This is a genomic window from Corynebacterium sp., from assembly GCF_030532965.1.
In the GTDB taxonomy this organism is placed as follows: domain Bacteria; phylum Actinomycetota; class Actinomycetes; order Mycobacteriales; family Mycobacteriaceae; genus Corynebacterium.
The window spans coordinates 87028-112044 of record NZ_JAUNKC010000004.1; the positions used below are offsets into that span (position 1 = coordinate 87028).

The window sequence follows — 25017 nt, forward strand, 5'->3', positions numbered from 1 at the left end:
AGTTTGTTCTCCCTTTTTCCTGGTGAGTCTTAGTTTTGGCCGCGGTGGTGCGTCATTAACGAAATGAACTGGTCAAATAAAGGGTTGGCATCGTTAGGACCAGCCGCCGACTCCGGATGGTATTGGACTGAGTAAGCCAATCCGCTGGTTAGGGCGACGCCTTCTACGGTGCCATCATTGAGGCATGTGTGGGTCACCTGGGCGGGGCCAAACGGCGTGTCGAAAACTTCGCCCGCCGCGCCTTTCAAGGCGAAACCGTGATTTTGGCTGGTTATGTCTATTTTTCCCGTGGTGTGGTTTAAAACCGGAACGTTGACGCCACGGTGGCCGAACTTCAGTTTGTAGGTTTCTAAGCCCAATGCCCGTCCGAGAATTTGGTTGCCGAAGCAAATTCCAAACAGTGGCAGTTTCGCCGCCAAGATTTCTTTAACGATCTCCACCATTGTGTCGGCGGTTGCTGGGTCGCCCGGGCCATTGGAGATAAACACCCCGTCTGGCTGATACTGTGCGATCTGCGCGAAAGGAGTATTGGCAGGCACAACCACGGTGCGGATGCCTCGTTTAGCGAAGTTACGTGGGGTGTTTGTCTTGATCCCCATGTCGTAGGCGACGACGGTAAATCGTTCTTCGCCTTCGGCTGGAACCTCATACGTCTCTTCGGTCGACACTTCTTGGGAAAGATCTAAGCCAGCCATCGATGGTTGGCTTCGGACGATTTCTAGCAGTTCATCAATGGGTTTCTCGGCATCCGTACCAGAGAAAATACCGGCCGCTACTGAACCGAAGTTCCTTAGATGCCGCACGATCGCGCGAGTGTCGACGCCTTTAATGCCGATGAGTCCTTGGGCCAGCATTTCATCGTCAAGGCTGCGCTTCGCCCGCCAGTTAGACACCTGGGTCGATAGGTCGCGGATGACAAGACCCGCGACCCAGATTTTATCGCCGTGGGATTCGCAATCTTCATCGTTCCAGCCGGTGTTTCCGATCTGTGGGGCGGTTGTCACCACGATCTGACGGTGGTACGACGGGTCTGTCATGGTTTCTTGGTAACCCGACATCGCGGTGGTAAACACTGCTTCACCGAGGGTGGTTCCGGTGGCGCCAAAGCCACTACCGGTAAAGACTTTTCCGTCGCTCAACACAAGCAGGGCTTTGGAATTTTGATTAGCGGAAGAAGATTGTGTCACAACATCACCTTTCTGATTTTCCGATGAGCTGGAAGTTTTTGTTGCGTTGGTGGTTAGCGGTTGCATTATTCTGCGCTGGTCCGTGGTTTAGTAGGCTGACCGTCAACGCAGGTTAACCGGCCCCGCAAGATTGTTGTCGTCACCTTTGCGTCAAAGGACATGCCGTCGAAGGGGGTGTTTTCGGATTTGGAGGCCAGCTCCGTGCTGTCGACGGTCCACGTGTGGCCGGGGTCGATGATTGTCAGGTTGGCAGGTTCGCCTACGGAAATTGGACGCCCATGGCCAGGCAGCCGGAGAATCTCGGCGGGCCGTTCACTCATGATCCTCGCTATGAAGCGCCAATCCGCCAGGCCCGTTGCAACAAAGAGCTTTGCGACGATCGCCAGGGAGGTTTCCAGCCCGAGCATTCCGGGTTTCGCGTGTTCAAATTCGCAGCACTTTTCCTCCGAACCGTGCGGTGCATGATCCGTTGCGATGCAGTCGATGGTGCCATCCAAAAGCGCATCGCGTAGCGCCAAGGTATCTGATTCTTCGCGCAATGGTGGATTGACACGATTGACTCCGTCATAGGTGCGCAACCGTTCGTCGGTAAGTAATAGGTGATGTGGCGTAACCTCCGCGGTTAATGGGATTCCTTGGGATTTCGCCCACCGGACTAGCTCCACCGTCCCGGCAGTCGATGCATGGCAGATGTGCATGCGATTGCCGTAATCCCGGCACAGCAATGCGTCACGGGCCACGATGGATTCTTCCGCCACCCGCGGCCACCCGCGCAGCCCGAGTGTGGCTGCCACTTCGCCTTCGTGCGCCACTGCGCCTTCGGTTAGCCGCGGGTCCTCGCAGTGCTGTGCCAAAAGCACATCAAGGCCTTTGGCATATTCGATCGCGCGACGCATAATCAACGGATTGTCGACGCATTTTCCGTCGTCGGAAAACATGCGAACCTTGGCATCTGAATGAGCCATCATGCCAAATTCTGTGAGTTCCTTGCCCGCCAGCCCTTTCGTTATGGAGCCGACGGGATGGACGTCGCATAGACCGACCTGTTGCCCCTTGTACCACACCGATTCGGCGATGACTGGCTGGTCCATAACTGGCATGGTGTTAGCCATGGTGAACACGGCGGTAAACCCGCCCTTTGCTGCTGCTGCGGATCCGGTTGCGATGGTTTCGGTGTCTTCGCGGCCGGGCTCACGCAGGTGAACATGCATGTCCACTAAACCGGGCAATAGCACCCCACCGCGGCCATCGACCACCCGATCGGCGTCGAAAAGCTCAGTCCCGACCTCGGCGATAACGCCATCAATGACGAGCACGTTGACGCCCTCGCCCTCACCGTACGGTTTAACATTCGTGATTAACAGCGAACCTGGCTCTACCGGCCCAAGCTGTCCTGTTTCTGGATAATCCAATTTTTCAGTCATTTTCTTTCCTACAGTTACACCTTTGGTCGAATTAGAAGCCTGGGTTCTCGGCGCCAGCGATTAACGTAAACAGCACCGCCATGCGAGTGTGCACGCCATTTGATACCTGCTGCAATATCGCTGAGCGCGGCGCGTCGGCAACAGCATAGTTAATTTCCATTCCGCGCAACATCGGCCCCGGGTGCATGACAATCGCCCCGTCTTTCATCCGGGATTCCCGCTGCTTACTCAGGCCGTATAACGTCGCATACTCCCGATGGGAGGGGAAGAATCCGCCGAGCATTCGTTCTTGTTGCACCCGCAGCATCATCACGACGTCTGCGTCTGGAATTTCCGGATCCATGTCATAGTTGACTCGAACCGGCCAGTTTTCCACCCCTGGTGGCAGCAACGTGGGGGGTGCGACCAACACGACCTCCGCGCCGAGGGTGGCAAGCAAATCAACGTTGGAACGAACCACCCGAGAATGCAAACAGTCGCCAACAATGACGATCTTGCGTCCAGCGATGTCGCCGATCCGTTGCCGCATCGTCACCGCGTCCAGCAATGCTTGTGTTGGATGCTGATGCGAACCGTCGCCAGCGTTGATAACCGAAGGCCCTACCCCACCTGGAGCTACCCACTGCGCTAACTGCTGCGCCGCGCCGGAGGACGGGTGGCGGATAATCAACGCATCCGCGCCGATAGCTGACAGGGTGAGTCCCGTGTCTTTCAACGATTCGCCTTTTTTCACCGACGACGAGGAAGCGGAGATATTGATGACATCCGCGCTCATCCATTTACCAGCGGTTTCAAAAGACGAACGGGTGCGGGTCGAGTTTTCATAAAAAACGGTGAAGATTGTTCGCCCCCGCAAGGTGGGAAGCTTTTTTAATTCCCGTCCTTCAAGCGCTTCCCGGAACCGGTCGGCTTCGTCCATGAGGCCTGTGATTTCGTCTTTCGATAGATCTGCGATGCTAAGCAGGTGTTTCATCTATTCCGTCACCTCGGGTTAACACGATGGCATCTTTGCCATCAATATCGGCAAGTAAGACTGCAACATCTTCGGTGCGGGAAGTAGGTAGATTCTTACCCACGTAATCCGCCCGAATCGGCAATTCCCGGTGTCCCCTATCCACCAACACCGCTAATTGCACAGAAGCCGGTCGCCCCACATCGCGCAGCGCATCAAGTGCTGCTCTGATGGAACGACCGGAAAACAAAACGTCATCAACCAAAATAACCGTCGCCCCGTCGACCCCGCCGGGAGGGATACGCGTTGGTCGGAGGGCGCGATGCGGCTTCGACCGCAAATCATCCCGATATAGTGTGATGTCTAAACTGCCTACCGGTACAGTAGCGCCGGTGAATTGCGCAATCTTGTCCGCCAGCCGGTTAGCCAGTGGCACTCCCCCCGATGGAATGCCGAGCAACATCACTGACTGGGTTGCCTGGTTTTCGGGTGCGTCCAGGGCAGTTTTTTCAATGATCTGGTGCGCGATGCGTGCAATAGTACGAGACACGTCGTCGCTGCTTAACAACTCGACTGTCTCGTGCCGATTCTCACTCATCGTGACCTCCTTCCCCGCCTCACTGTGCGGTCCGTTAAAGGATGTCAAGCATGACGGCTACAAAATGTAAAGCCCGGCTGTAGGAAACTTAAGGCACTAAATTTTGTGGGGTCATACTTTTCTAGTTGAGATTAAATTAGGTGGTGATTCTGCACTCTATTCACCTGGCGATGATCAAGCGCAGCACTGCAACAAACTTTATCACCTTAATCCCGGGTTTAAGCCATCCCCCAGCTCAGCTGCGTCCATCCGACAGCAATCTATCTGATTCTTCCCCATCTTCTCATTGCCGCCCAGTACCCCATCGCCCGTCTATCGGTTTTTTCAAAAACCATACCCACGTATCCAGGCGAGAGGTCGCAGCGGTAAAAGTTGAACATTTTTCGTACGACCACTACATCGAACCCGCCGCGGGCTGACATGAAGCACCCAATATGAAACACCGGCATGTATTTCCCCGACACATTAACTAACACCCAATAAGTCAAGAATCCAAAGCAGCTTCCAACCAGTGCCGCAAGTTTCACTTATGCTTGTCAACCAGAAGCACAATTCCCCAACCATTAACGACCACCACCTTAGGTAGCGGTAATTTCCCGCAGCCAAAGGAATCTAAGAGAAAACAGGATCGCCATGAGCCTCGTAACCAGCCACATTGTCCCAGGTTCCCGTGAAGATGTGTGGAATTGGCACAGCCGCCCGGGCGCGGTTGCAAGGTTGACGCCGCCGTTTTTCCCGTTCACGCCTATTCAGGAGACTACTGATTTGGCGCGGGGTACGACGGTATTTTCGTTACCTGCCGGGTTGCGGTGGGAGGCGCGTCACGATCTTTCTGGGTACGTTAAGGGGTTTCGGTTTACTGATGTGTGTGTGACCGCGCCGATTCGGGCATTGGCTAATTGGCGGCATAGTCATGCGTTTTGTGAGGTGGAGGTTGATGGGGTTGCGGCGACGCGGATTACGGATGAGGTGCGTACCCGGTTGCCAAAGGCGTCGCTTGCGCCGATGTTTGCGTATCGGCAGCAGCAGTTGATTCACGATATTAAGAAGATGTCAGAATTTGCAGAGTTAACGGAGAAGCCGTTGCGGTTTGCCGTGACGGGTTCGCGGGGGCTTGTGGGTCGGGCGTTGGTGGCACAATTGACGACCTTGGGTCACAGTGTGGTTCGTTTGGTGCGTGAGCAGCCTGGCGATGGGGGGTCGCCGGACGCGGTCGTTTCGGAGCGGTTCTGGGATCCGGAGAATCCTGACGCGGGGCTTGTCGCTGATGTGGATGTGTTGATTCATTTAGCTGGTGAGCCGATTTTTGGTCGGTTTAATGATGCGCATAAGAAGGCGCTTCGGGAAAGTCGGGTGGGGCCGACATCTCGGTTGGCTGCGTTGGTTGCGGCTTCGGATAAGTGCCAGGTGATGGTCTCGGCTTCTGCGATCGGTTTTTATGGTTTCGATCGTGGCGATGAGGTATTGACGGAGGATTCAGGTTTAGGTTCGGGTTTTTTGGCGGAGTTAACGCGCGATTGGGAGGCGGATTGTGCGCCTGCAGTATCTGCGGGTAAGCGGGTCGTGATGGTGCGAACTGGGGTGGTTTTGAGTGCGCGGGGTGGTATTTTGCCGGTTTTGCGTACAGTGTTTTCGACTGGTTTGGGGGGAAAGTTTGATGACGGCGCGGCGTGGTTTTCGTGGGTGTCCTTGGATGATTTGACGGATACGTTGATACGTTCTGCGGTGGATTCGCGGCTGGTTGGTCCGGTGAATGCGGTGTCGCCTACTCCGGTGACGAATGCAGAGATGGTGCGGGCGTTGGGTGCGCAGTTGCGTCGCCCTGCGCGGTTTCCGATTCCAGCGATTGGCCCGAAGGTGTTGTTGGGTGCACAGGGAGCGGAAGAACTGGTATTGGCATCGCAAAAGGTAATGCCGGAGCGGTTATTGCGGTTGGGGCATGAATTTCGCTATTCGACGATTGAGCAGGCGTTGGCGCATGAGTTGGGTGGGGAGAAGCTTTTCGACGCTCCGTAGGACGGGGCGCGTTGTCTGCGGGGTGACTTGGGGTAGCAAATATTAAATTTCTTTCATATTTGCACTTGGGTTGCACGTCTTTGCTGTGTCGCTGTTCCGCTACCTGCTTGGTCACCCATATTTTTAAACTATGTCTGCGAAGAACGTTGCGGAGAAGCTGACGGTTTGTGGTTTTGCGCTGCCCGACGTGGCTGAGGTTTTAGCTGCTGAGGGGCTGGAGTTTCTCGATGAAGGTGACCGAATAGTCACCGGATTCGTAGATCAGGCCGTATTTTTCCAGGTGAAGGGCGATTTCTTGGTTGTGTGTTCCGTGTGGCGTGGCACGGTTCCGGTCGCGAAGGCGACCCGGTTACTGTCGTTGTGTTATGACTGGAATACGATGCACGATGCTCCTACCTTGCAGTTTGAGGAGACGGGCTCTGGTTCGTTGGAATTGCGGTGTCGGCGTAGTTTGCGGGTTGGTGACGGGGTTAGTTTTAACCAGTTAGGGGCGTTTGTGATCACTACCCTTGATGCGTTTATGGCATGTTGGAATTATGTGGCTGGCGAGTTGCCCTATTACGTGAATTGGCCGTTGCCGGGTGTTAATGGGGTTTCGTAGGAGGGGTGTCGTGGTGAGGAAGTCGCGTAAGCCAGCGGATTCGCAGCATATTCCGGTTGCGGTGAATTTTGGTATGGTGATTGCTGCTATGTCGGAGTTGGGGATTGCGATTCATCCGGCTTCGCAGAAGGCCAACAGAGGTCGGGCCAGTATTAATGGCGTGCCGTTTTTGTTTGCGTTGCTTCCTACCGCCGCTATTGTGCGGGGTGTGGTCGAGTTTCCGGATCCGAGCGCGGCTGATGATGTGATTCCGCATGTGTCATGGTTGTTGGCGTGTAATCAGGTGAATGTTTCGCTTGATTGCGGTCGCGCTTCGGTCGTTTCGGTTCCGGATGGATATCAGTTGCGTGCTGAGGTGGAATTGCCGCTGGCAACTGGGTTGAGTCGTCGCCAGTTGCGCTCAGGGTTGCAAGCTGCGGTGGATCAGGTTTTCAGCATTTTGGAGGAGACTGAAGCGGCGCAGCTTAGTACCGGTTCTCGGCCTTAAGCTGCGCCGCTTGTGTCTAAGGGATAAGGCACAAATATTTCTTTAGCGGCAACCTGTCGCTGCCGCTTAAGTCGGGCCCGAATTTAGTCCTCGACTCCTGGTTGCACGTCATTGCTGGGTGGCTGCATGGACGCATCGTTTTCGGTATCGACCAGGTCAGCTGCTGTCGATGACGACATGGTTTCCTCAAGCTGATTGCCAGTCGCTTCAACTGCTGACGTCGTTTCTGAGTCGTTCATGACCTCCTCGGCGCTGGCCTCTTCCACAGCCTCGTTTGCGATGAAGGTCTCGCTATGAACAGTGTCGTCATCGTCTGTGTCCTGGGCATCGACGATGGAGGTTTCCGCTGCCGCGAGTGCCTCCTCGAACGATAACGCTAAGATCCCATCGTCGCTAAGCTTTTCGACGTCGCTTGCCGTCGCGGTTTCCGAATCAGACTCAGCATCTTCATCGGATTCAATGTCGTCGCCAAGCTCCGGCGTTGGGGAGCGCAGTTCGTCGATGTTTTTTAAGGCGGAGTCTAAAACGGCGTTGATGTATGCCGGTGCGGTAGCGCCAGAATACTGGGCTGCCATTTCGATCGCCTCGGTCATTGCGGTTTTCAGCGGAACGTCTTCGTTGAAGATCATTTCCCACACGGCCACCCGCAGGATAGCCCGGTCCACCGCTGAGATCCGATGGAGTTCCCAATCTTCTGACAGGTAGGAGGCAATAACATCGTCGATGCGATTGAGTTCCTCCGCGGCGCCAGCAATGATTTCACGGGTGTATGCGGCGACTGGAGCAACGATGGATTCGTCGATTCGGGACAAATGTACTCGGTCTTGCACGATAGCTACCGGATCGACGTCGCGGGCTTCGGCTTCGTACAGGATATCAACGGCACGGCGGCGTGCTTTGAAGCGGGATCCGTGCCGTTTCCAGTTTTTCGCCTGGTTGCGCGGTGAGTGTGATGTGTTCGAGTCAGCCACGATTAGTTGTTCACGCGGGAGAGGTAGGAACCATTACGGGTGTCGACTTTGACGACGTTGCCGGTTTCAATGAACAACGGCACCTGAATCTCAGCACCGGTTTCAAGGGTTGCAGGCTTGGTGCCGCCGGAGGAGCGGTCGCCTTGCAGGCCTGGTTCGGTGTGGGAAACGGTGAGGTCCATGGAAATCGGAAGCTCCGCGAATAATGGTTCGCCGTCGTGGAAAGAAACCTGAATGGTGGTGTTTTCCAACATGAACTTTGCACCGTCGCCGACGAGGTGCTCGTCGAGTTCGATTTGTTCGTAGGTTTTATCGTCCATCACCACGTAGGAGGAGCCATCGTGGTACAGGTAGGTCATGTCGCGGCGGTCGACGGTAGCGGTTTCGACTTTCACACCGGCATTGAAGGTTTTGTCGGTGACCTTGCCGCTGACAACGTCCTTGAGTTTGGTGCGGACGAAAGCTGGGCCCTTACCTGGCTTTACGTGCTGGAATTCGATGATTTGCTGGAGCTTGTTGTCGATCTTGAGTACAAGACCATTTTTGAAATCAGCTGTGGTTGCCACGACAGGTTACTTCCTAACAGGTTTGAATTTTTCAAGGGTTTAACACAAAAACCGCAATCTGGTTTTCTAACTGTGCAAGGGTACACCACTTTAGCAACGATGCGCTAACCCGCAACGACGCAATAAGGAAGAAATCTTGGATATTTCATCACACGCAACCACAGCATCTATCTGTTCGACAGCTGAAAATTTTCGTACAATGCCTTAAACTGCAACGACCACTGGCCCACCGACACAAGCTGTAAGCTGCGTGTCGGCGGGCCAGGTAACCAGCGATAATGGTTGCGCACCGGGTGCGTTACTACACGATCAGTAGGTCTTTCGGTAACCGGGTGAGGTTTTCGGCAACACCGCTGGTGATCAGAAGCGTATCCTCAATGCGCACTCCCCCCTTACCCGGAACATAAATCCCCGGCTCGATGGTCAAGGTCATGTTCTCGGCCAATTCACCAGAACCGGTAACTGCGGCCCACGGAGCTTCGTGCACATCCAAACCGATCCCGTGGCCAGTGGAGTGAACGAAATAGTCGCCGTAACCCGCGTCGGTGATGACATCGCGACACGCCTTGTCGACGTCGACAAGCTGCGCCCCAGGAACGGCGGCCGCGCAGCCTGCTAATTGTGCCCGCAACACGATCTCGTAGATTTCTTGAGCAAAATCGGAAGCCTCGCCCACCACGACCGTACGGGTCGTATCGGAATTAAAACCTCGATCATGGGCACCAAAATCAATAGTGACCAGATCCCCTACCTCAATAACCCGATCAGTTGCGCTGTGGTGCGGCTTGGCGGAATTCGGCCCGGAGGCAACAATCGTATCGAAGCTTGGCCGTTCCGCGCCCTTGACGCGCATCCTGTATTCCAAGTCGCCCGCGACTTCGCGTTCGGTGCGGCCAGCCCGAATGAGGCCAGCATCGACGATTTCTTGGAACGCAGAATTTGCAAGCTCCGCCACCGCGCGTAGCCGTTCCCGTTCCAATGGGTCCTTGGTTATCCGAATCTCCTCAATCACCCCGGAGATCGGCACCAAGGTGACGTCTTCGCCGCAGACCTCTTCGAGTTTTTTAAACTCCGCCACCGAAACGAAGTCCGCTTCGAAACCGACCCGGCGCGGCCCCGTAATCTTCGATAATAGGGTGGTTGCGCAGGCACGGGCGTTGATGGCCTCAATATCAGGGACTTCTTCGGCGATTTGGGTGGTGTATCGACCGTCCGTTGCCATCAAGGCGGAGAGGTCTTTATACACTGTCAACGCCGCATTGGAGCCGGAAAAGCCGGAGAGATATCGAACGTGGGTGAGATGGGTTACCAGCATGACGTCTACGCGTTGGGCTGCTAGTTTCGCCGCCAGTGCGCGACGCCGGGTTAAGAATCGAGTATCCGATAAAGCCACGATGAATCCTTAAGATCGCAAGTAGGCTGAGGTCAAAGACTTCAACCAGTTATTTTATGTGTATGTGTCACCCGCCTACCGGCCATTCATAACCGGTAGGTTGTGCTGGTGAAAGGTTGTGATTTTTATAATAAGCGGTTTAGGGTTTCTGGGTGCTTAATGCATCAATGGCGAGTAGATAACCGTGAGTTCCTAAACCTGCGATCACGCCGATCGCTAACGGCGACAGGTAGCTATGGTGGCGGAACGGTTCCCGCGCGTGGATGTTGGAAATGTGCACTTCGATGAAACCAGCGAGATCCGCAACCTCGGCTAGTGCGTCGCGTAGTGCGACGGAGGTGTGTGTGAATCCGCCTGGGTTGATGATGACTGGCCAGTTATTATCTGCTGCTTCGTGGACCCATTCGATCAATTGCCCCTCGTGGTTTGATTGCCGACAATCTAGCGTAATGTTCCGGGATGCGGCGTGGCGGGTGATTTTTTCTTCCAGGTCGGTCAGTGTAGTTGAGCCGTAGATTTCCGGTTGTCGTTTGCCCAGGCGATCTAAGTTTGGGCCGTTGAGAACCAAAATGTGCATGAGGACTCCTTGCGTTAGGCTTCCGATAGTGCCTGGTAGGCGGCTAACAGTTCGGTCTGGGTGGCATCTTCCAGGCGGGTGCATTCGCCGACGGATTGAAGCGCCACGAATCTAATCTTGCCGTCCCGATTCTTCTTGTCCTTGGTCATTGCGCCGTACAGTACGTCAAATTCTCCGGCCTTATAGCTCGTTGGAAGGCCAATCGATGCCAAAATGTCGTAGTGGCGCTGTAGCAGGTCCGCGTCAATCAAGCCGCGACGGTGGCTTAATTCGGCGATGAAGATCATGCCCACTGCTACGGCGCATCCGTGGCGCCAATGGAAGTTTTCGGCTAATTCGATGGCGTGGCCGAAGGTGTGACCGTAATTCAGGATTTCCCGAAGTCCTGATTCTTTCAAATCTTGACCGACAACGGAGGCTTTCACTCGCACTGACCGGGCTATCAATTCGGGGAGATGCCCGTCTACGTTTAAGCATTGGTTGGGATCTTGTTCGTAGAGTTTGAGGATTTCTGGGTCGGCGATGAATCCGGTTTTGATAATTTCTGCCGAGCCTGCGACGAGTTCCTCGCGCGGTAGCGACTGTAATAAATCGAGGTCAATGTAGACGCCTCGGGGTTCGTGGAATGCCCCCACGAGGTTTTTTCCGGCTGCGGTATTGATCCCGGTTTTTCCGCCGACTGCGGCATCAACCATCGCCAACAGTGTTGTTGGCACCTGAAGTACTGCTATTCCACGCATCCAGGTTGCTGCGACGAATCCGGCAAGGTCGGTGGCAGCGCCGCCGCCTAGGCCGATTACTAGGTCGCGTCGGCCGAAGGATTTCTCCCCCAGTTGATTCCAACACGTTTCTGCGACGCTGAGGGTTTTTCCGGCTTCGGCATCCGGAATCGTGATGATGTGAGTCTCGATACCGTTTTCTTCCGCGCGTTGTGCCACTGTGTGTGCGTAGTTTGCCACGACGTCTTGGGTGATGATTGCCACTTGGCTAGGTTTTATGTTTGTAATATCGTTCAGAATCGTGTCAATGAGGCCATGGCCGATATGTACGGTATAAGGCTGCGCGCTAGCAACAGTAACTGTGGTGTTCATAGGTGTCTTTCGTGTTCAAGGTGCCATTTGTTGAATGATCCGAAACCGAAATCTGCGTGACAGTGGGTAGTTTTCTTAGTGCGGGTTAGGCGACAGTTGTCGGTTAAGCCTGTTTGTTGTTGTCGATTACAGAAAGTATATCGGCCACCGCTTGCTGTGGGGTACGTAGATCCGTGCGGATTTTTTGGTCGGCAACCTCGGCGTACAGGTGGTTTCGGTTATCAAGTAATTCTTGATATCGCGCATGGGGGTTTTCCGCGTGAAGAATTGGGCGGGAATCATCGTGGCTGGTTCGACGAACCCCTTCATCGGCGGGGATATCTAGCCACACGACAAACACGTCTAAAAGTTTCATCCGGGTAGAATCCGTCACCACCGCGCCGCCGCCGAGACTGAGCACTGCATGTTGTGTCAAGGCCGCGGCGACTTGTTCTGCTTCGACCCGACGGAACTCGGGTTCACCAGCAGCGGTAAAAAACTCACCACACGCCATACCTGTCGACTCTTCGATAAGGAGGTCGGTGTCTAGAAACTGCACGCCCAACGCCCGGGCGAGCCGCCGACCGATGGTTGATTTACCCGAGCCTGGTGGCCCAACGAGGACAACTGCGGGTTCTGCCATATGCTTCCTTTTAAACCTAGGTGACCGTGACGATTAAAACTGCAGCCGCTTTTCGACGCGCTCAAGGTAGCCTGCGATGTTACGTTTGGTTTCCGACAGGCTGTCGCCGCCGAATTTCTGCAACACCGCCCGGGCCAACACCAACGCCACCATGGCTTCGGCCACTACCCCGGCCGCTGGCACTGCACACACATCAGAGCGTTGGTGAATTCCGGTAGCAGGTTTTCCGGTAGCCATGTCCACTGTTTTTAGCGCACGCGGCACGGTCGAGATGGGCTTCATAGCGGCGCGCACCCGAAGCGTTTCACCGTTGGTCATGCCGCCTTCAAGACCACCGGCCCGATTGGTGGTTCGCCGGAGGATGCCGTCTTCACGCACCATTTCATCGTGCGCCTCTGATCCCCTGCGCCGAGCCTCGGCAAACCCGTCACCGATTTCCACGCCTTTGATTGCTTGAATGCTCATTACTGCGGCCGCGAGCTGTGCATCTAAACGGTCCTCGGCCGAGATGTGAGACCCCAAACCAATCGGTAATCCGCTGACCAGAACTTCAACGACGCCACCTAAGGTGTCGCCTTGTTTCTTCGCGGCTTCGATTTCAGCGATCATGCTAGCCTCTGCTTCCGCGTTAGCTGCCCGAACTGGTGATGCATCAATGCGTTGCAGATCGTCAAAAGTCGGGTCGTCGCCATCGGCGGGTTGAGAGGCACCAATGGAGATAACATGGGAAAAGACTTCCACTCCGAGAGTTTCCCGGAGGAAATTCCGCGCCACAGTTGCCGCCGCAACCCGGGCCGCGGTTTCACGTGCGGAAGCGCGTTCCAAGATTGGGCGAGCCTCGTCCAGATCGTATTTCAACATTCCGGCGAAGTCCGCATGGCCAGGCCGAGGGCGGGTGAGTTTAGCCGCACGGCCGGAGCTCATCGCCGAGGCGATCTCCGGATCATCGAGATCAAGCGGGTCGGCGGACATGATGGTCGTCCATTTCGGCCACTCGGTATTGCCGATCATGATGGCGATCGGACTACCCAGCGTCTCCCCATGGCGCACACCGCCTAGGATGGTCACATCGTCTGCTTCAAATTTCATGCGCGCACCGCGACCGTAGCCCAGTCGGCGCCGGGCTAACTGATACGAAATATCATCGCGGGTGATGGGCACACCTGCGGGCATGCGCTCAAGCATTGCGACCAAAGCTTGGCCGTGAGATTCTCCTGAAGTAGTCCAACGAAGCATGTTGGCAATTATGACACGCTGAAGCGGAAAACTTGGCTTTTACCCCCGGTTTATGGGGAGAAAATACGCGCCTCGGGACACAGCACCATAACAACAGCAGTAGCCACTAACATTGCGGGACCATGCGGAACTTTCACTCGACCTAGACGGCGTGCCTGATAATACGAGCCGTCGTTATTTATCACATCTGAAGTGCCCACCCAGGCAGGATTGTTCTCCCGATACTCTTCCAGCGTCACGGGCGTCTTTCGTAACCACCTATTTGCAATAACCGCTGAACCGATGCTGAGTAATTGCGCCAGCAGCACGGCACCAAACACTGGTACAAGACCAGCTTTTCCAATCAGTGTTCCCGTGACCAGGGCAAGTTTTATATCCCCACCACCAATTCCGCCTGTGGCTTTGGCACTCAATAGCACTGCAACAATATGGCTTAAGAAATACAATCCTGACCATACCAACCCGCCGAGGATAGCCTTCGCCTGGCCAGTGAGTACTGCCAATACCACGATCACAACTACGCCGGGCACAACCAGAAAATTAGGCAGCCGGTAGTGCCGTAAATCCCACCAGCTAAGGGCAATCGCCCAACTACAACACGCGATATACAACCCGACAACAGCTACTGACTCCACGAAACCTCACCCCACCGGAGTCGCTACATATCAAGGGCTTGGCACAACGCCTGCCACATTGCTTCCTTCGGCGCCGAGTGGCCGGTAAATTGTTCAAACTGACCGTATGCCTGATGAGCCAACATCACATGCCCACCCACCGCGGGAATTCCGCTGCCGTGAGCGTGCGCCACCAACGGAGTCGGCCATGGGTCATAGATCACGTCAAGCAGGGGTGCTTCGGCGATAAGGTGTACGTAATCAGCCAGTCCGGTAGAGGGCACAGTGGACACAATCAACGTGGCGTTGGCGCATATTGCTGAGATGTCTGCATCGAAACCCTGGAAATCCACCGTCACACCGCAGGACGCGGCCAATGAAGCAAATTCGCCGCTTCGATCGGAACGGTTAATGATGACGATTTTTCCCGCCCCCAACTGCGCAGCCGCCCACACAGCAGGGCGCGCCGTACCCCCAGCGCCGATGATTACCGCATAGTCCGTTTCGGTAAAAAGCTTCCCTCCGACATCAGATCGATCGAACAGCACCTTGACCGCGCCGATGATCCCGTCGCAATCGGTATTATCCGCAACCCATTGAGATTCATCACGTCGAACCAATGTATTCGCCGAACCAATCACCCGGGCTCGTTCAGTTGCTTCATCCGCCAACGCCAGTGCCTCGAATTTGCACGGCATGGTCACCGAGAAGCCTCTATAGTCGCTACTGGCTTCGGATAGGACGCCTGCGAGATCAGACTCACCACATTCGATCCTCCCGTACTGCCAATCCCTTAACCCAAGGGCTGCATAACCCGCATTGTGTAAAACCGGGGACAAGGAATGTTCAATGGGCTTACCCAATACCGCTGCGCGAAAACCAGTCACGGTTCCCCTTTCCTGCCGATAGAAATTAGTTGCGTCGCAAAGCAATAAACCCGCACCACCGTTACAAATAGGCGCGGCTGCTCTCTAACGCTAAGCTGCTTTTCTTCTCAATGCAACACACTTCAAAAACTACGACAATCGTGCCCCAAACCAGCTGTACCCAAAAGTGTTCAGCACAAAGAAAACCCACCACCCGTGGCATAATCATTGCCTCGCGTGGTGGGAAACAAAGCTACCGGTTGGAATCCAAAACCCCGTTTGCCAGCGACTCATCAACTGCCGCTAAGTGTTCATCATAAGTATTGGTGAAAACTGTGGTTCCTTGTTTGTCGATAGTGACGAAGAACAACCACTCACCTTCCGCAGGATTCTCCATCGCCTCAATGGCTTGGATCGATGCCGCGGCGATCGGAGTCTCCGGCAAGCCTTCTTTAGCGTAGGTGTTCCACGCGGTTTCGCGCTTGCGATCTTCTTCAGTGGTGGCAACTTCAACGGTTGTCAGGTCGTAATTAACAGTCGAATCAAATTCCAAGCGCATCGGTGCATGGAGCCGGTTGAGAATCACCCGGGCAACTTTGTCGAAGTCACCAGCCGGTGCCTCCCGCTCGACCAGCGACGCCGCGGTGAGCAACTCATATGGAGTTAAGCCGATCGCCTGGGCGCGTTCCTCAATCTTTGTATTGTCGAAGTTCTTCGCCGAGCGAGAAATCAAGTCCGCCAAAATCTCCTGGGCATCACTTTCTGGGTCGACAACATACTCACCCGGAACAATCAATCCCTCCAGTCGCTTCGGGTCGTTCCCCCGCGCACGCACTTGCTCCGCTGCCCAGGTTGGAACCCCTAGCTGCTCCGGATCAACGGTGGCCGCCACCTGCTGGAGCGCCTGAACGCTAATGCAATTGGTCGAACCTTCAGCGCAGGTGACCTTAGAAATCTGCGAGAAGATACCATCACGGGTGCCACCAGCCACGACATTGACGTCCATCAAGGTGGCGCCACCAGCGATATCTAGTAACTCGACTTGATTAGCCGGATCCAGCAACGCGGCCACTGCGGCGGTAGCACTCATTTCCTGCTGCAGCCGGTACACGCCAGGTTTAATGTTATGCGCCTTGGGGTTACTTAATGCAGCCGCTTGGAAGACCTGTTCAGTCGCCACGATGTTTCGTTGAACCAGTTCGGGTCCAAGTTCGGAAATGGTGGAACCTTCCGCAATCGTGACTAATTCCACCTGACCATTTCCGGTGCCTTCGTAGTCAGACGGACCCCGGTTAAACACTGTCACCCCGATATACGCCGTTGCCCCAATGAGCAGAACCAAGCAAGCAATAAGAACCGCTAAGCCTCGTTGCCGCCGTCTAACGTACTTCCGTTCCATACGCATAATCTTTTAGGATTCTCCTTGCCATAGGGACACTAACGGCAACCAATTTTACTAATCTTGGGGACTAATCGGGGCGTGACGCTCCATAAAAGACCGACGTCCATCTAGCCAAGATTGGAGGATTTCCACTGCGGCTGCTTGGTCGACAACTTTGCGGCCCGCCTTTTCGCTTCGCCCGCTGGAACGTAACGCGGTAGTTGCGATCACCGTTGACAAGCGCTCATCGCCCATGCGCACCGGAATTTCGTGTCCGGCATTTCGAAGCCGCCTGCGAATCCGAAACGCTATTTCCTTAGCATGTTTAACGCTTTTCGAACCGTTGCCCTGTAAATCCCTAGGCAAACCGACGACTACTTCCACAACATCATTATCGACAATGAGCTCAATGAGCCGATCAATATCGGCCTTATCGGAATCCTTAAAACCCGTTAGCCGGGAAATGGTCTCCAACGGCATCGCCATCGTGGCTTCTGTCCCCGACAATGCCACCCCAATACGCACACTGCCGACATCTACGCCTAATCGCCGACCCGGACCAGGATCGTCAACACCGGGTTGATCTGGTTTCACTTCAGCCATAGTTTTCGCTAATCCATTTCCTCAAAGGTGCTAGGCACAGTGTAAATACGACACCGGCTGGCCGGTTTCTCAGCTAGACGAAGCCGTAACCTGTCCCCACTATAAAACAAAACAATGAAGTGGGCTTTCGCGCTTAGATCCGCAATGCCACTTCTATTAAGAAACACCAATTAAGAGTGCGGGGGCATAGTCATACGATCGTCAATAAATATCGATGGACTAGTCGCCTAAGGCGTCACTTTAAAATTTAGACACCTGCTCGTAAATCGCCTTGAAGCCAGCTTGAATCCCGTCAGCGTCTGTTCCGGAACCTTGAGCCATATCAGGCTTACCGCCACCGCGTCCATTGACGTATTCGCCGAAGCTCTTGACCAAATCACCGGACTTCACACCCAACGCCGTGGCTGCCGAAGTAGCACCGACAACATACGGAACCTTGCCGTCGGTTACGGCGGTTAACACCACAACCCCTGGTTCAGAGCCGAGTTTCGCTTTAATATCTGAAGCCAAGGAACGGAGATCACCCGCAGTAGTTCCATCATCCAACCTCACGGCGATCACCCGAATCTTGCCGGATACCAAAGCACTGGAAAGCAGCTTAGCCGACTGTGCCAGCAACTGTGCTTGCCTGAGATCAGCGATCTGCTTCTCTGCTTCTTTCAGCTTCGCAGCCAATTGCGCAACCCGGTCTGGCACCTCTTCCGCTGGTGCTTTCAACGAGGTAGCCAACCCTTCAACAAGCGCGCGTTCCTTAGACAGGTACCTAAACGAATCAAGGCCGGAATATGCCTCGATACGTCGAGCACCGGATCCGATGGACGATTCGCCCAACACCGCAACTGGTCCGATCTGGGACGAGTGATCCACATGGGTGCCGCCGCACAGTTCCATGGAGAACGGCCCACCGATCTCCACCACGCGCACAAGGTTGCCGTAGTTTTCGCCGAACAACGCCATCGCGCCCATTTTCTTGGCTTCATCAAGAGTGGTTTCAATGGTGTTGACCTGCCAGTCGGTATCAACAGCCTCGTTGGTGATCGCCTCGATCTGCTCTAGCTGATGCGGCGTCAAAGCCTCGGTGTAATTGAAATCGAACCGCAGGTAGCCCGGCTTATTCATCGAACCAGCCTGAACAGCGGTAGGTCCCAGGACTTCCCGCAGCGCCGCATGAATCAAGTGCGTAGCCGAATGCGCCTGGCGTGCAGCATGCCGCCACTTCGGATCGACCGAAGCTGCGACCGTATCGCCAACACCCAGGCCACCGGTTTCCACCACAGCCCGGTGGACCCACAGCTTCTTACCCACCTTCTGGACATCCTGCACATTCAGCCGCGTGTCGCCCATCGTGATAAGACCCCGGTCACCGATCTGGCCACCCGATTCAGCATAGAAGCTGGAGGCATCAAGGATGACCTCAACCTCCTGGCCTGTGTGAACCTCATTAACCTTTTGACCATCAGCGATCAAACCGATGACCTTAGATTCGGACTCAAGATCATCAAATCCAACAAAATCAGTCGGATGCTCATCTACCCACTGCCGATAGATCGACAAATCCGCATGCCCGTGTTTTTTCGCCTGAGAATCAGCCTTCGCCCGGGCACGCTGCTGCGCCATCAACGCATCGAAGCCTTCGGTATCTACTTCCAAACCAGCTTCAGCCGCCATCTCCAGCGTCAAATCGATCGGGAAACCGTAGGTGTCATGCAGCGCAAAAGCATCCGCACCGACTAAGGTTTTTGAACCTTCAGCCTTAACCTTTGCCGCTGCGTCCTCAAACAGCTGAGTGCCGGATTCCAACGTCTTCAAGAAGGCATTTTCCTCAGTAACCGCAACCCGAAGAATCCGCTCCCGGTTCTCGGCGATCTCAGGATACGACGGCGTCATGGTATCCATGATCGTGTTCATGAATTTCTCCATGGTTTTACCCGTAGCACCCAACAACCGAGCAGAACGAATAATACGACGCAACAACCTTCTAAGGATATAACCCCGACCCTCATTACCTGGAGTAACGCCGTCTAGAATCAGCATCATCGCGGTGCGGGAATGATCGGCGATCACCCGGAACCGGATGTCTGATTCCTGATCCTTTCCATAGGTCGCGGAGGTTACCTCTTCAGCGGCATCAATGACCGGACGCAGCAAGTCAGTTTCATAGACGTTATCAACGCCTTGCAGCAGACATGCAACACGTTCAACCCCCATACCGGTATCGATATTCTTCTTCGGAAGCGGCCCGATTATATCGAAGCTATCCTTGCCGGTTCCCTCGCCGCGTTCATTTTCCATGAACACAAGGTTCCAGATCTCCAAATAGCGAGAATCATCAGCGATCGGCCCACCTTCCTTGCCATATTCTGGACCACGGTCGTAATAGATTTCCGAACACGGACCACACGGACCAGGCACGCCCATGGACCAATAGTTATCGGCCATTCCCAGCCGCTGAATCCGCTCAGGTGGCAAGCCAATTACCGTCTCCCAAATCTGTGCAGCCTCATCGTCATCTAAGTAAACGGTGACCCAGAGTTTCTCCGGATCAAAACCGTAGCCGCCTTCAGAAACCGGCTTAGTCAATAGTGACCAGGCGTATTTAATAGCGCCTTCCTTGAAGTACTGGCCGAACGAGAAATTGCCTGCCATCTGAAAAAACGTATTATGGCGAGTGGTAATACCCACTTCCTCGATATCCAGCGTGCGAACACACTTCTGGATACTGGTGGCCGTACCACTAGGAAACGGCGGGTTTTGCTGACCCAAGAAATACGGTTTGAACGGCACCATTCCGGCGTTGACGAACAACAAGTTCGGATCGTCCAGAATCAATGACGCTGACGGCACATATTCGTGGCCAGCAGAAGTATAGTGATTAATAAACCGTTCCCGGATTTCATGAGTTTGCACGACAAACGTCCTTAAAGTTTCGTTAAATAACTCGGTGAATCTATACCAAAGCGTGGTTGATTACGCGATGGCACACAATTTGCTTACTTTAGCACTTCGCCCCGGATTAATGCGCGTAGCTTGTCGACGACCCCACGAAGCCGCTTCTCATTGCCGTGATTAGAGGGACGATAATACTCCGCTTTACCCAACAACGTATCCGGCAAATACTGCTGCGCGATCACCCCAGCCGGATAGTCATGTGGATACTGATACTCCACCGCATGTCCTAATTGCTTAGCACCCGAATAATGCCCATCCCGAAGGTGCGGTGGCACCACCCCGGCCTTCCCCGCCCGCACATCAGCGATGGCTGCATCAATCGCCCGATACACAGTATTGGACTTCGGGGCGGTAGCCAGATAGATCGTCGCCTCGGCCAGTGGAATCCGTGCTTCTGGCAAACCAATAAACTGCGCAGCCTCCGCCGCTGCGACCGCGATTGGTAGTGCGTGCGGATCAGCCATACCCACATCCTCAGCCGCATGCACAATCAACCGGCGCGCAATGAACCTAGGGTCCTCCCCGGCCTCAATCATCCGCGCCAAGTAATGAATCGCAGCGTCGACATCCGAACCCCGGATCGATTTAATGAACGCGGAAGTCACGTCGTAATGCTGATCTCCATCTCGATCGTAGCGAACCACTGCCCGATCAATGTTGGCACTTATCACATCACTATCGAGGACACCACCATCAGCGACCGCTTCCGCGGCCGCCTCCAAATACGTCAGTGCGCGCCGGGCGTCACCGCCTGATAACGCTACCAATTGGTCAAGCGCTTCAGCCGTGACGCTAATACGATTAGCCAATCCCCGGTCATCGGAAATAGCGCGGTTCAGGACGTCCCGGATTGCGCCGTCGTCAAGCGGCTGCAGCTGCAGTAGCAATGACCGCGAAAGTAATGGCGCTACCACCGAGAAACTGGGGTTTTCGGTGGTTGCCGCCACCAAAAGTACCGTCCGGTTTTCCACAGCTGCCAATAATGCATCCTGTTGGGTCTTAGAAAAACGATGGACTTCGTCGATAAAGAGCACTGTACGAACCCCATCGATCAACGCCCGTCGCGCCTGGTCAATGACCGCCCGTACTTCCTTAACACCCGAGTTCAACGCTGACAGCCCAACAAACGTATGCCCAGTCGCCGAGGAAATCAGCGAGGCTATGGTGGTTTTTCCGGTTCCGGGTGGGCCATATAGGATAACGCTAGCCGCGCCGGAACCTTCAATGAGCCGACGAAGCGGTTTGCCGGGCGCTAAAAGGTGTTCTTGACCAGCAACTTCTTCCAAACTTCTCGGCCGCATTCGCGCCGCCAACGGCGCGTGGGAGCCCACGGTGAAGAATTCTTTTCCGTCACCGTCACCGCCCTGGGGTGCGTCGAAAAGCGTTTCGGCCACGATAATTACCGTTCTTGGACAGTGAGTCGGGAAACCACTTCACGCGCGAACGCTGCGATCGGCCCAAAGCTTGGGTTATTGCCACGGGCGGCGAACCGCTCTAATGCCTCGAAGGTTTCGTAGAGATCTAGCCGGATGAGCCGCATGTCGTCTTCTGGTTCCACCGGTGTGCCGCTGAGCAAGTCGATAGCCCACGGCGAGGCAGATTCCACCAGCTGTGCAATCATCTCTTCGTTCACATCGATGGCTTTACCGTTTGGCAGGATCATTTCTAGTATTTCCGGATCATTGATGTCGAAATGCATCAATGCAACCGAGGAGAACGACCAACCAATCATTGCGGCCACGATCCGGGCGTTTAACCGCTCCCGATTATTGACGTTCGGCCACATAGTGTTCACTTCCCGCACCCAGGAATCTATGAAAACATCCGCTTCTTCATCGGAGATTGGACGCGTAGAAAGATTCTGGGGGAACCCAGCCACCACGCACGCGACATCAAAAGCTGCGTCCCTAAACCCTGCCCATTCGTAATCCAGAAAATGGGTACGATCAGAAACAATCACGTTCTCGGGGGTCAGATCAAACGGGGTAAATGCCCGGTGGTGTCCGGAGCTCAGCCTGCGGGCAGCCTCAGTTGCAAAATTAATCACCTCATCGGGGATTTCTATTCCAGCGGCGCGCACAAGCCGTTCACCGATGGTGATTGCCGCCACCGGCATTTGCTCCCGAACCCGATGCACTTCTTTAATCCGCGGGTGCTTAGCCAGCATTCGTCCGAGCAAAATCTTAAAATCCTGCTCTTTAGCCGCAGTGCTGGCGTGCATTTTACCGATTGCTTTCCCCAAGGCACGCAGAATCTCAATGCGGTTAGATTGAGATGATCGCATCAAAAGCTCTGCGAATGTGTCACCATCGCCAGCATCAGTGATGACTAAAAGCTTCTTCTCGACGTCGTGAGTCAGCAATACCGGACCGGGCCTGACATCTTCTTGCAGGCTGGTGGTGAATTGATAAGCGACGATCTCCCGAATGAGATTGGCCTCATCGCCGATATTCCCGGCACCGGGAACGTATTTCAAAACGACAGACCGTTGCTGCAAAAACGGCGATGGCGCCACTTTCGCACGCAAGACAACAGCATTTCCAGATCCGCTTAATTCCTTGACTTCCGTTAACGACTGATTGCCGCCGAATCGTTGCGATAACAACCCTTCTGCAGTAATCACAATGTCACGAATTAGCTCTGGGCTTGGGCTGTTCATCTGAGCGTTTCACCTCGAAGTACATAAGTGAATAGAAGAAAACTAGCTAGCATTTCGCCAAAAAGCTGCTAGCTGGTTCTAGCGTTAAGCCTACGTTAGGTATGGCTACCGTGTAGGCCCAAACTGTTAAGCGTTACCGAATTGTAGGTTCAGTAACGCCGGAAATTAATAGCTACTTGGCTTCGGATTTCTTAGGTTTGAAATCCACGCCAGTTTCGCGACGCTGCTCTAACGGAATTGGCGCTGGTGCATCGGTCAATGGGTCGACACCACCGCCGGACTTCGGGAAGGCGATGACATCGCGAATGGAGTCGAATCCACCCAGCAAGGACACGATTCGATCCCAGCCAAGGGCGATACCGCCGTGCGGTGGTGCACCAAAAGCAAAGGCCTCGAGCAAGAAGCCGAATTTCTCGTTCGCTTCCTCCTCGGTGATACCCATGACTTTGAACACTCGCTCTTGGATATCCCTGCGGTGGATACGGATCGAACCACCACCAATTTCGTTTCCGTTGCATACGATGTCGTAGGCATATGCGAGCGCTTCGCCCGGGTTGGAATCGAAGGTTTCAACGCACTCTGGTTTCGGCGAGGTAAACGCGTGGTGAACCGCTGTCCAGGCTGAATGCCCAAGAGCAACGTCACCGGACGCGGTGGCATCTGCCGACGGCTCAAACATTGGAGCATCAACGACCCACGTAAACGCCCAGTCGCCGTCTTTAATGAGGTCGAGTTTCTTGGCAATTTCACCTCGTGCTGCCCCCAACAGCGCCCGCGAACTCTTGGTATCGCCTGCGGCGAAGAAGATGCAGTCACCTGGTTTCGCACCAACGTGTCCAGCGATTCCGGCACGCTCAGCATCGGAGAGGTTCTTGGCCACCGGGCCGGAAAGCTCGCCGTCTTCGCCCACCAGAATATAAGCAAGCCCTTTCGCGCCCCGCTGCTTTGCCCATTCTTGCCAACCATCTAACTGTCGGCGTGGTTGGGAGGCACCACCAGCCATCACCACAGCGCCAACATATTCGTTTTGGAATACCCTAAACGGAGTGTCCTTGAAGAACTCGGTGCACTCGACCAATTCGATATCGAATCGAAGATCCGGTTTATCTGAACCAAACCGGCGCATTGCCTCGTGGTAAGTAATCCGAGGAATCGGGGTGGTTATTTCGTATCCGATGAGTTTCCACAATTCCACCAGGATTTCCTCGGCAAGCGCGATAACGTCGTCTTGATCGACGAAGCTCATCTCGATGTCGAGCTGGGTGAATTCCGGTTGGCGATCCGCCCGGAAGTCCTCATCGCGATAACAACGTGCCAGCTGGTAGTAACGTTCCATGCCGGCAACCATCAATAACTGTTTGAACAGCTGTGGGGACTGCGGCAATGCATACCACGAGCCAGGCTTAAGCCGGGCTGGCACCAAGAAGTCACGTGCACCTTCCGGGGTGGAACGGGTCAATGTTGGTGTCTCGATCTCCACAAAATCATGATTGCCGAGCACTTTCCGAGCAGCCTGGTTGGCGCGAGAGCGCAACCGCAGGGCCTCGCCTTGGTGTGGTCGGCGCAAGTCGAGGTACCGATACTTCAGACGGGCTTCTTCGCCAACTTCACCGCCTTTGGCGGCATCATCGATTTGGAACGGCAGCGCGGCAGCCTCGTTGAGTACTTCGAGTTCGGTGACGTTAACTTCAACATCGCCGGATGGTAGGTTGGGGTTTTCCGAACCTGCCGGACGCAATTCGACCGTTCCGGTGACCTTGAGGCAAAATTCGCTGCGCAGGTGGTGGGCTTCTTCTGCCACTGCATTATCGCGGAAAACAACCTGTGCGATCCCGGAAGAATCACGCAGATCAATGAAGATAACACCGCCGTGGTCTCGGCGGCGGGAAACCCAACCGGTTAAGGTGACAGACTGTCCGGCAGTCTCCTTACGAAGTTCTCCTGCGAGATGAGTGCGCAGCACTGGCCTCAAATCCTTTCAAGAAAGCCATGCTTAACCCAAGAACCAGTTTCATTACGGTTTGTATCAATTCACCCTATGTCACTAGCTCAAGTAGGAATGCTTGGCGATTGTGCGGTTATTTGATTGTTATCAGACCCTAGAAGTCTACCGTTATCGGGGCGAAAAGGCGCATTCTGTGTGCTAAACCCAACCATCTACGGATCACTTGTCCCATTAAAGCTGGTAGCTACTGGTGGTCAATCCTTCACTGTCACAGCGTTT

At 54.6% G+C, this 25017-nt stretch carries 21 protein-coding genes and 1 pseudogene; 3 read left to right on the forward strand and 19 right to left on the reverse strand.

Translation table 11 applies throughout. The features are described from left to right. Window positions 1-29: 29 nt before the first annotated feature. From carA to pyrR, 4 genes are read right to left on the reverse strand one after another with little or no spacing between them, the layout of a single operon-like run. Entirely contained in the window at window positions 30-1253 is a 1224-nt protein-coding gene (gene carA / locus Q4D85_RS03425) for a glutamine-hydrolyzing carbamoyl-phosphate synthase small subunit (protein WP_303198225.1), read from the reverse strand. Beyond that, window positions 1253-2611 (reverse strand): dihydroorotase, encoded by a 1359-nt coding sequence (locus Q4D85_RS03430; protein WP_303198226.1) that lies wholly within the window; start codon window positions 2609-2611, stop codon window positions 1253-1255. Before Q4D85_RS03430 ends, carA begins: the two co-directional genes overlap by 1 nt. Window positions 2612-2642: 31 nt before the next feature. Continuing rightward, on the reverse strand, window positions 2643-3584 hold the full coding sequence (locus Q4D85_RS03435; protein ID WP_303198227.1) for an aspartate carbamoyltransferase catalytic subunit: 942 nt from the start codon (window positions 3582-3584) through the stop codon (window positions 2643-2645). Further along, window positions 3568-4161, reverse strand: a complete 594-nt coding sequence (gene pyrR / locus Q4D85_RS03440; RefSeq protein WP_303198228.1) for a bifunctional pyr operon transcriptional regulator/uracil phosphoribosyltransferase PyrR — start codon at window positions 4159-4161, stop codon at window positions 3568-3570. The genes Q4D85_RS03435 and pyrR overlap by 17 nt, the downstream gene beginning before the upstream one ends. A 633-nt stretch (window positions 4162-4794) precedes the next feature. Here pyrR and Q4D85_RS03445 point away from each other — a divergent pair. The 3 genes from Q4D85_RS03445 (at window position 4795) to Q4D85_RS03455 (ending at window position 7265) form a co-directional block, all read left to right on the forward strand. Then, window positions 4795-6177, forward strand: coding sequence for a TIGR01777 family oxidoreductase (locus Q4D85_RS03445; protein ID WP_303198229.1), 1383 nt, complete (start codon window positions 4795-4797; stop codon window positions 6175-6177). A gap of 130 nt (window positions 6178-6307) precedes the next feature. Continuing rightward, a complete protein-coding gene (locus Q4D85_RS03450; RefSeq protein WP_303198230.1) occupies window positions 6308-6778 on the forward strand; it encodes a YbjN domain-containing protein in 471 nt (156 codons plus the stop codon). A 10-nt stretch (window positions 6779-6788) separates the two neighbouring features. Further along, a complete protein-coding gene (locus tag Q4D85_RS03455; protein WP_303198231.1) occupies window positions 6789-7265 on the forward strand; it encodes a hypothetical protein in 477 nt (158 codons plus the stop codon). A gap of 515 nt (window positions 7266-7780) precedes the next feature. On the opposite strand, the pseudogene nusB reads toward Q4D85_RS03455, so the two are convergent. From nusB to aspS, 15 genes and pseudogenes are all read right to left on the reverse strand, one after another. Beyond that, window positions 7781-8236, reverse strand: a pseudogene (nusB, locus tag Q4D85_RS03460) (transcription antitermination factor NusB); the annotation flags it as partial. 2 nt (window positions 8237-8238) lie between these two features. Continuing rightward, window positions 8239-8802, reverse strand: coding sequence for an elongation factor P (efp, locus tag Q4D85_RS03465; protein WP_303198232.1), 564 nt, complete (start codon window positions 8800-8802; stop codon window positions 8239-8241). 301 nt (window positions 8803-9103) lie between these two features. Then, the gene (locus Q4D85_RS03470) at window positions 9104-10195 is read right to left on the reverse strand and encodes an aminopeptidase P family protein (protein WP_303198233.1); all 1092 of its coding nucleotides are present in this window, start codon (window positions 10193-10195) and stop codon (window positions 9104-9106) included. A gap of 139 nt (window positions 10196-10334) precedes the next feature. Beyond that, complete coding sequence (gene aroQ, locus Q4D85_RS03475) at window positions 10335-10772, reverse strand: type II 3-dehydroquinate dehydratase (RefSeq protein ID WP_303198234.1); 438 nt, start codon at window positions 10770-10772, stop codon at window positions 10335-10337. Window positions 10773-10786: 14 nt separating this feature from the next. Then, window positions 10787-11863 (reverse strand): 3-dehydroquinate synthase, encoded by a 1077-nt coding sequence (aroB, locus tag Q4D85_RS03480; RefSeq protein ID WP_303198235.1) that lies wholly within the window; start codon window positions 11861-11863, stop codon window positions 10787-10789. Window positions 11864-11966: 103 nt separating this feature from the next. Next, entirely contained in the window at window positions 11967-12485 is a 519-nt protein-coding gene (locus tag Q4D85_RS03485) for a shikimate kinase (RefSeq protein WP_303198236.1), read from the reverse strand. Between the two features lie 33 nt (window positions 12486-12518). After that, entirely contained in the window at window positions 12519-13721 is a 1203-nt protein-coding gene (gene aroC / locus Q4D85_RS03490) for a chorismate synthase (RefSeq protein ID WP_303198237.1), read from the reverse strand. Window positions 13722-13771: 50 nt separating this feature from the next. Beyond that, window positions 13772-14356, reverse strand: a complete 585-nt coding sequence (locus Q4D85_RS03495; protein ID WP_303198238.1) for an A24 family peptidase — start codon at window positions 14354-14356, stop codon at window positions 13772-13774. 23 nt (window positions 14357-14379) lie between these two features. Continuing rightward, entirely contained in the window at window positions 14380-15222 is an 843-nt protein-coding gene (locus tag Q4D85_RS03500; protein ID WP_303198239.1) for a shikimate dehydrogenase, read from the reverse strand. A 232-nt stretch (window positions 15223-15454) separates the two neighbouring features. Beyond that, on the reverse strand, window positions 15455-16606 hold the full coding sequence (gene mltG, locus Q4D85_RS03505; RefSeq protein ID WP_303198240.1) for an endolytic transglycosylase MltG: 1152 nt from the start codon (window positions 16604-16606) through the stop codon (window positions 15455-15457). Between the two features lie 51 nt (window positions 16607-16657). Continuing rightward, complete coding sequence (ruvX, locus tag Q4D85_RS03510; protein WP_303198241.1) at window positions 16658-17185, reverse strand: Holliday junction resolvase RuvX; 528 nt, start codon at window positions 17183-17185, stop codon at window positions 16658-16660. A 240-nt stretch (window positions 17186-17425) separates the two neighbouring features. Beyond that, window positions 17426-20092: an alanine--tRNA ligase gene (gene alaS / locus Q4D85_RS03515; RefSeq protein ID WP_303198242.1), complete on the reverse strand. Its 2667-nt coding sequence runs from the start codon at window positions 20090-20092 to the stop codon at window positions 17426-17428. Between the two features lie 83 nt (window positions 20093-20175). Beyond that, window positions 20176-21465 (reverse strand): replication-associated recombination protein A, encoded by a 1290-nt coding sequence (locus tag Q4D85_RS03520; RefSeq protein ID WP_303198294.1) that lies wholly within the window; start codon window positions 21463-21465, stop codon window positions 20176-20178. A gap of 68 nt (window positions 21466-21533) precedes the next feature. Next, complete coding sequence (locus tag Q4D85_RS03525) at window positions 21534-22793, reverse strand: phosphotransferase (protein WP_303198243.1); 1260 nt, start codon at window positions 22791-22793, stop codon at window positions 21534-21536. 172 nt (window positions 22794-22965) lie between these two features. Next, window positions 22966-24756 carry an aspartate--tRNA ligase gene (aspS, locus tag Q4D85_RS03530; RefSeq protein ID WP_303198244.1) on the reverse strand — a complete coding sequence of 597 codons (1791 nt, stop codon included), beginning with the start codon at window positions 24754-24756 and terminating at the stop codon, window positions 22966-22968. Window positions 24757-25017 lie beyond the last annotated feature (261 nt).

What these genes read in the sequence shown, in the direction of transcription:
- carA (WP_303198225.1), bottom strand. Translation starts at nt 1,253, where the DNA reads ATGCAACCGCTAACCACCAACGCAACAAAAACTTCCAGCTCATCGGAA.
- Q4D85_RS03430 (WP_303198226.1), bottom strand. Translation starts at nt 2,611, where the DNA reads ATGACTGAAAAATTGGATTATCCAGAAACAGGACAGCTTGGGCCGGTA.
- Q4D85_RS03435 (WP_303198227.1), bottom strand. Translation starts at nt 3,584, where the DNA reads ATGAAACACCTGCTTAGCATCGCAGATCTATCGAAAGACGAAATCACA.
- pyrR (WP_303198228.1), bottom strand. Translation starts at nt 4,161, where the DNA reads ATGAGTGAGAATCGGCACGAGACAGTCGAGTTGTTAAGCAGCGACGAC.
- Q4D85_RS03445 (WP_303198229.1), top strand. Translation starts at nt 4,795, where the DNA reads ATGAGCCTCGTAACCAGCCACATTGTCCCAGGTTCCCGTGAAGATGTG.
- Q4D85_RS03450 (WP_303198230.1), top strand. Translation starts at nt 6,308, where the DNA reads ATGTCTGCGAAGAACGTTGCGGAGAAGCTGACGGTTTGTGGTTTTGCG.
- aroQ (WP_303198234.1), bottom strand. Translation starts at nt 10,772, where the DNA reads ATGCACATTTTGGTTCTCAACGGCCCAAACTTAGATCGCCTGGGCAAA.
- aroB (WP_303198235.1), bottom strand. Translation starts at nt 11,863, where the DNA reads ATGAACACCACAGTTACTGTTGCTAGCGCGCAGCCTTATACCGTACAT.
- Q4D85_RS03485 (WP_303198236.1), bottom strand. Translation starts at nt 12,485, where the DNA reads ATGGCAGAACCCGCAGTTGTCCTCGTTGGGCCACCAGGCTCGGGTAAA.
- aroC (WP_303198237.1), bottom strand. Translation starts at nt 13,721, where the DNA reads ATGCTTCGTTGGACTACTTCAGGAGAATCTCACGGCCAAGCTTTGGTC.
- mltG (WP_303198240.1), bottom strand. Translation starts at nt 16,606, where the DNA reads ATGCGTATGGAACGGAAGTACGTTAGACGGCGGCAACGAGGCTTAGCG.
- ruvX (WP_303198241.1), bottom strand. Translation starts at nt 17,185, where the DNA reads ATGGCTGAAGTGAAACCAGATCAACCCGGTGTTGACGATCCTGGTCCG.
- Q4D85_RS03525 (WP_303198243.1), bottom strand. Translation starts at nt 22,793, where the DNA reads ATGAACAGCCCAAGCCCAGAGCTAATTCGTGACATTGTGATTACTGCA.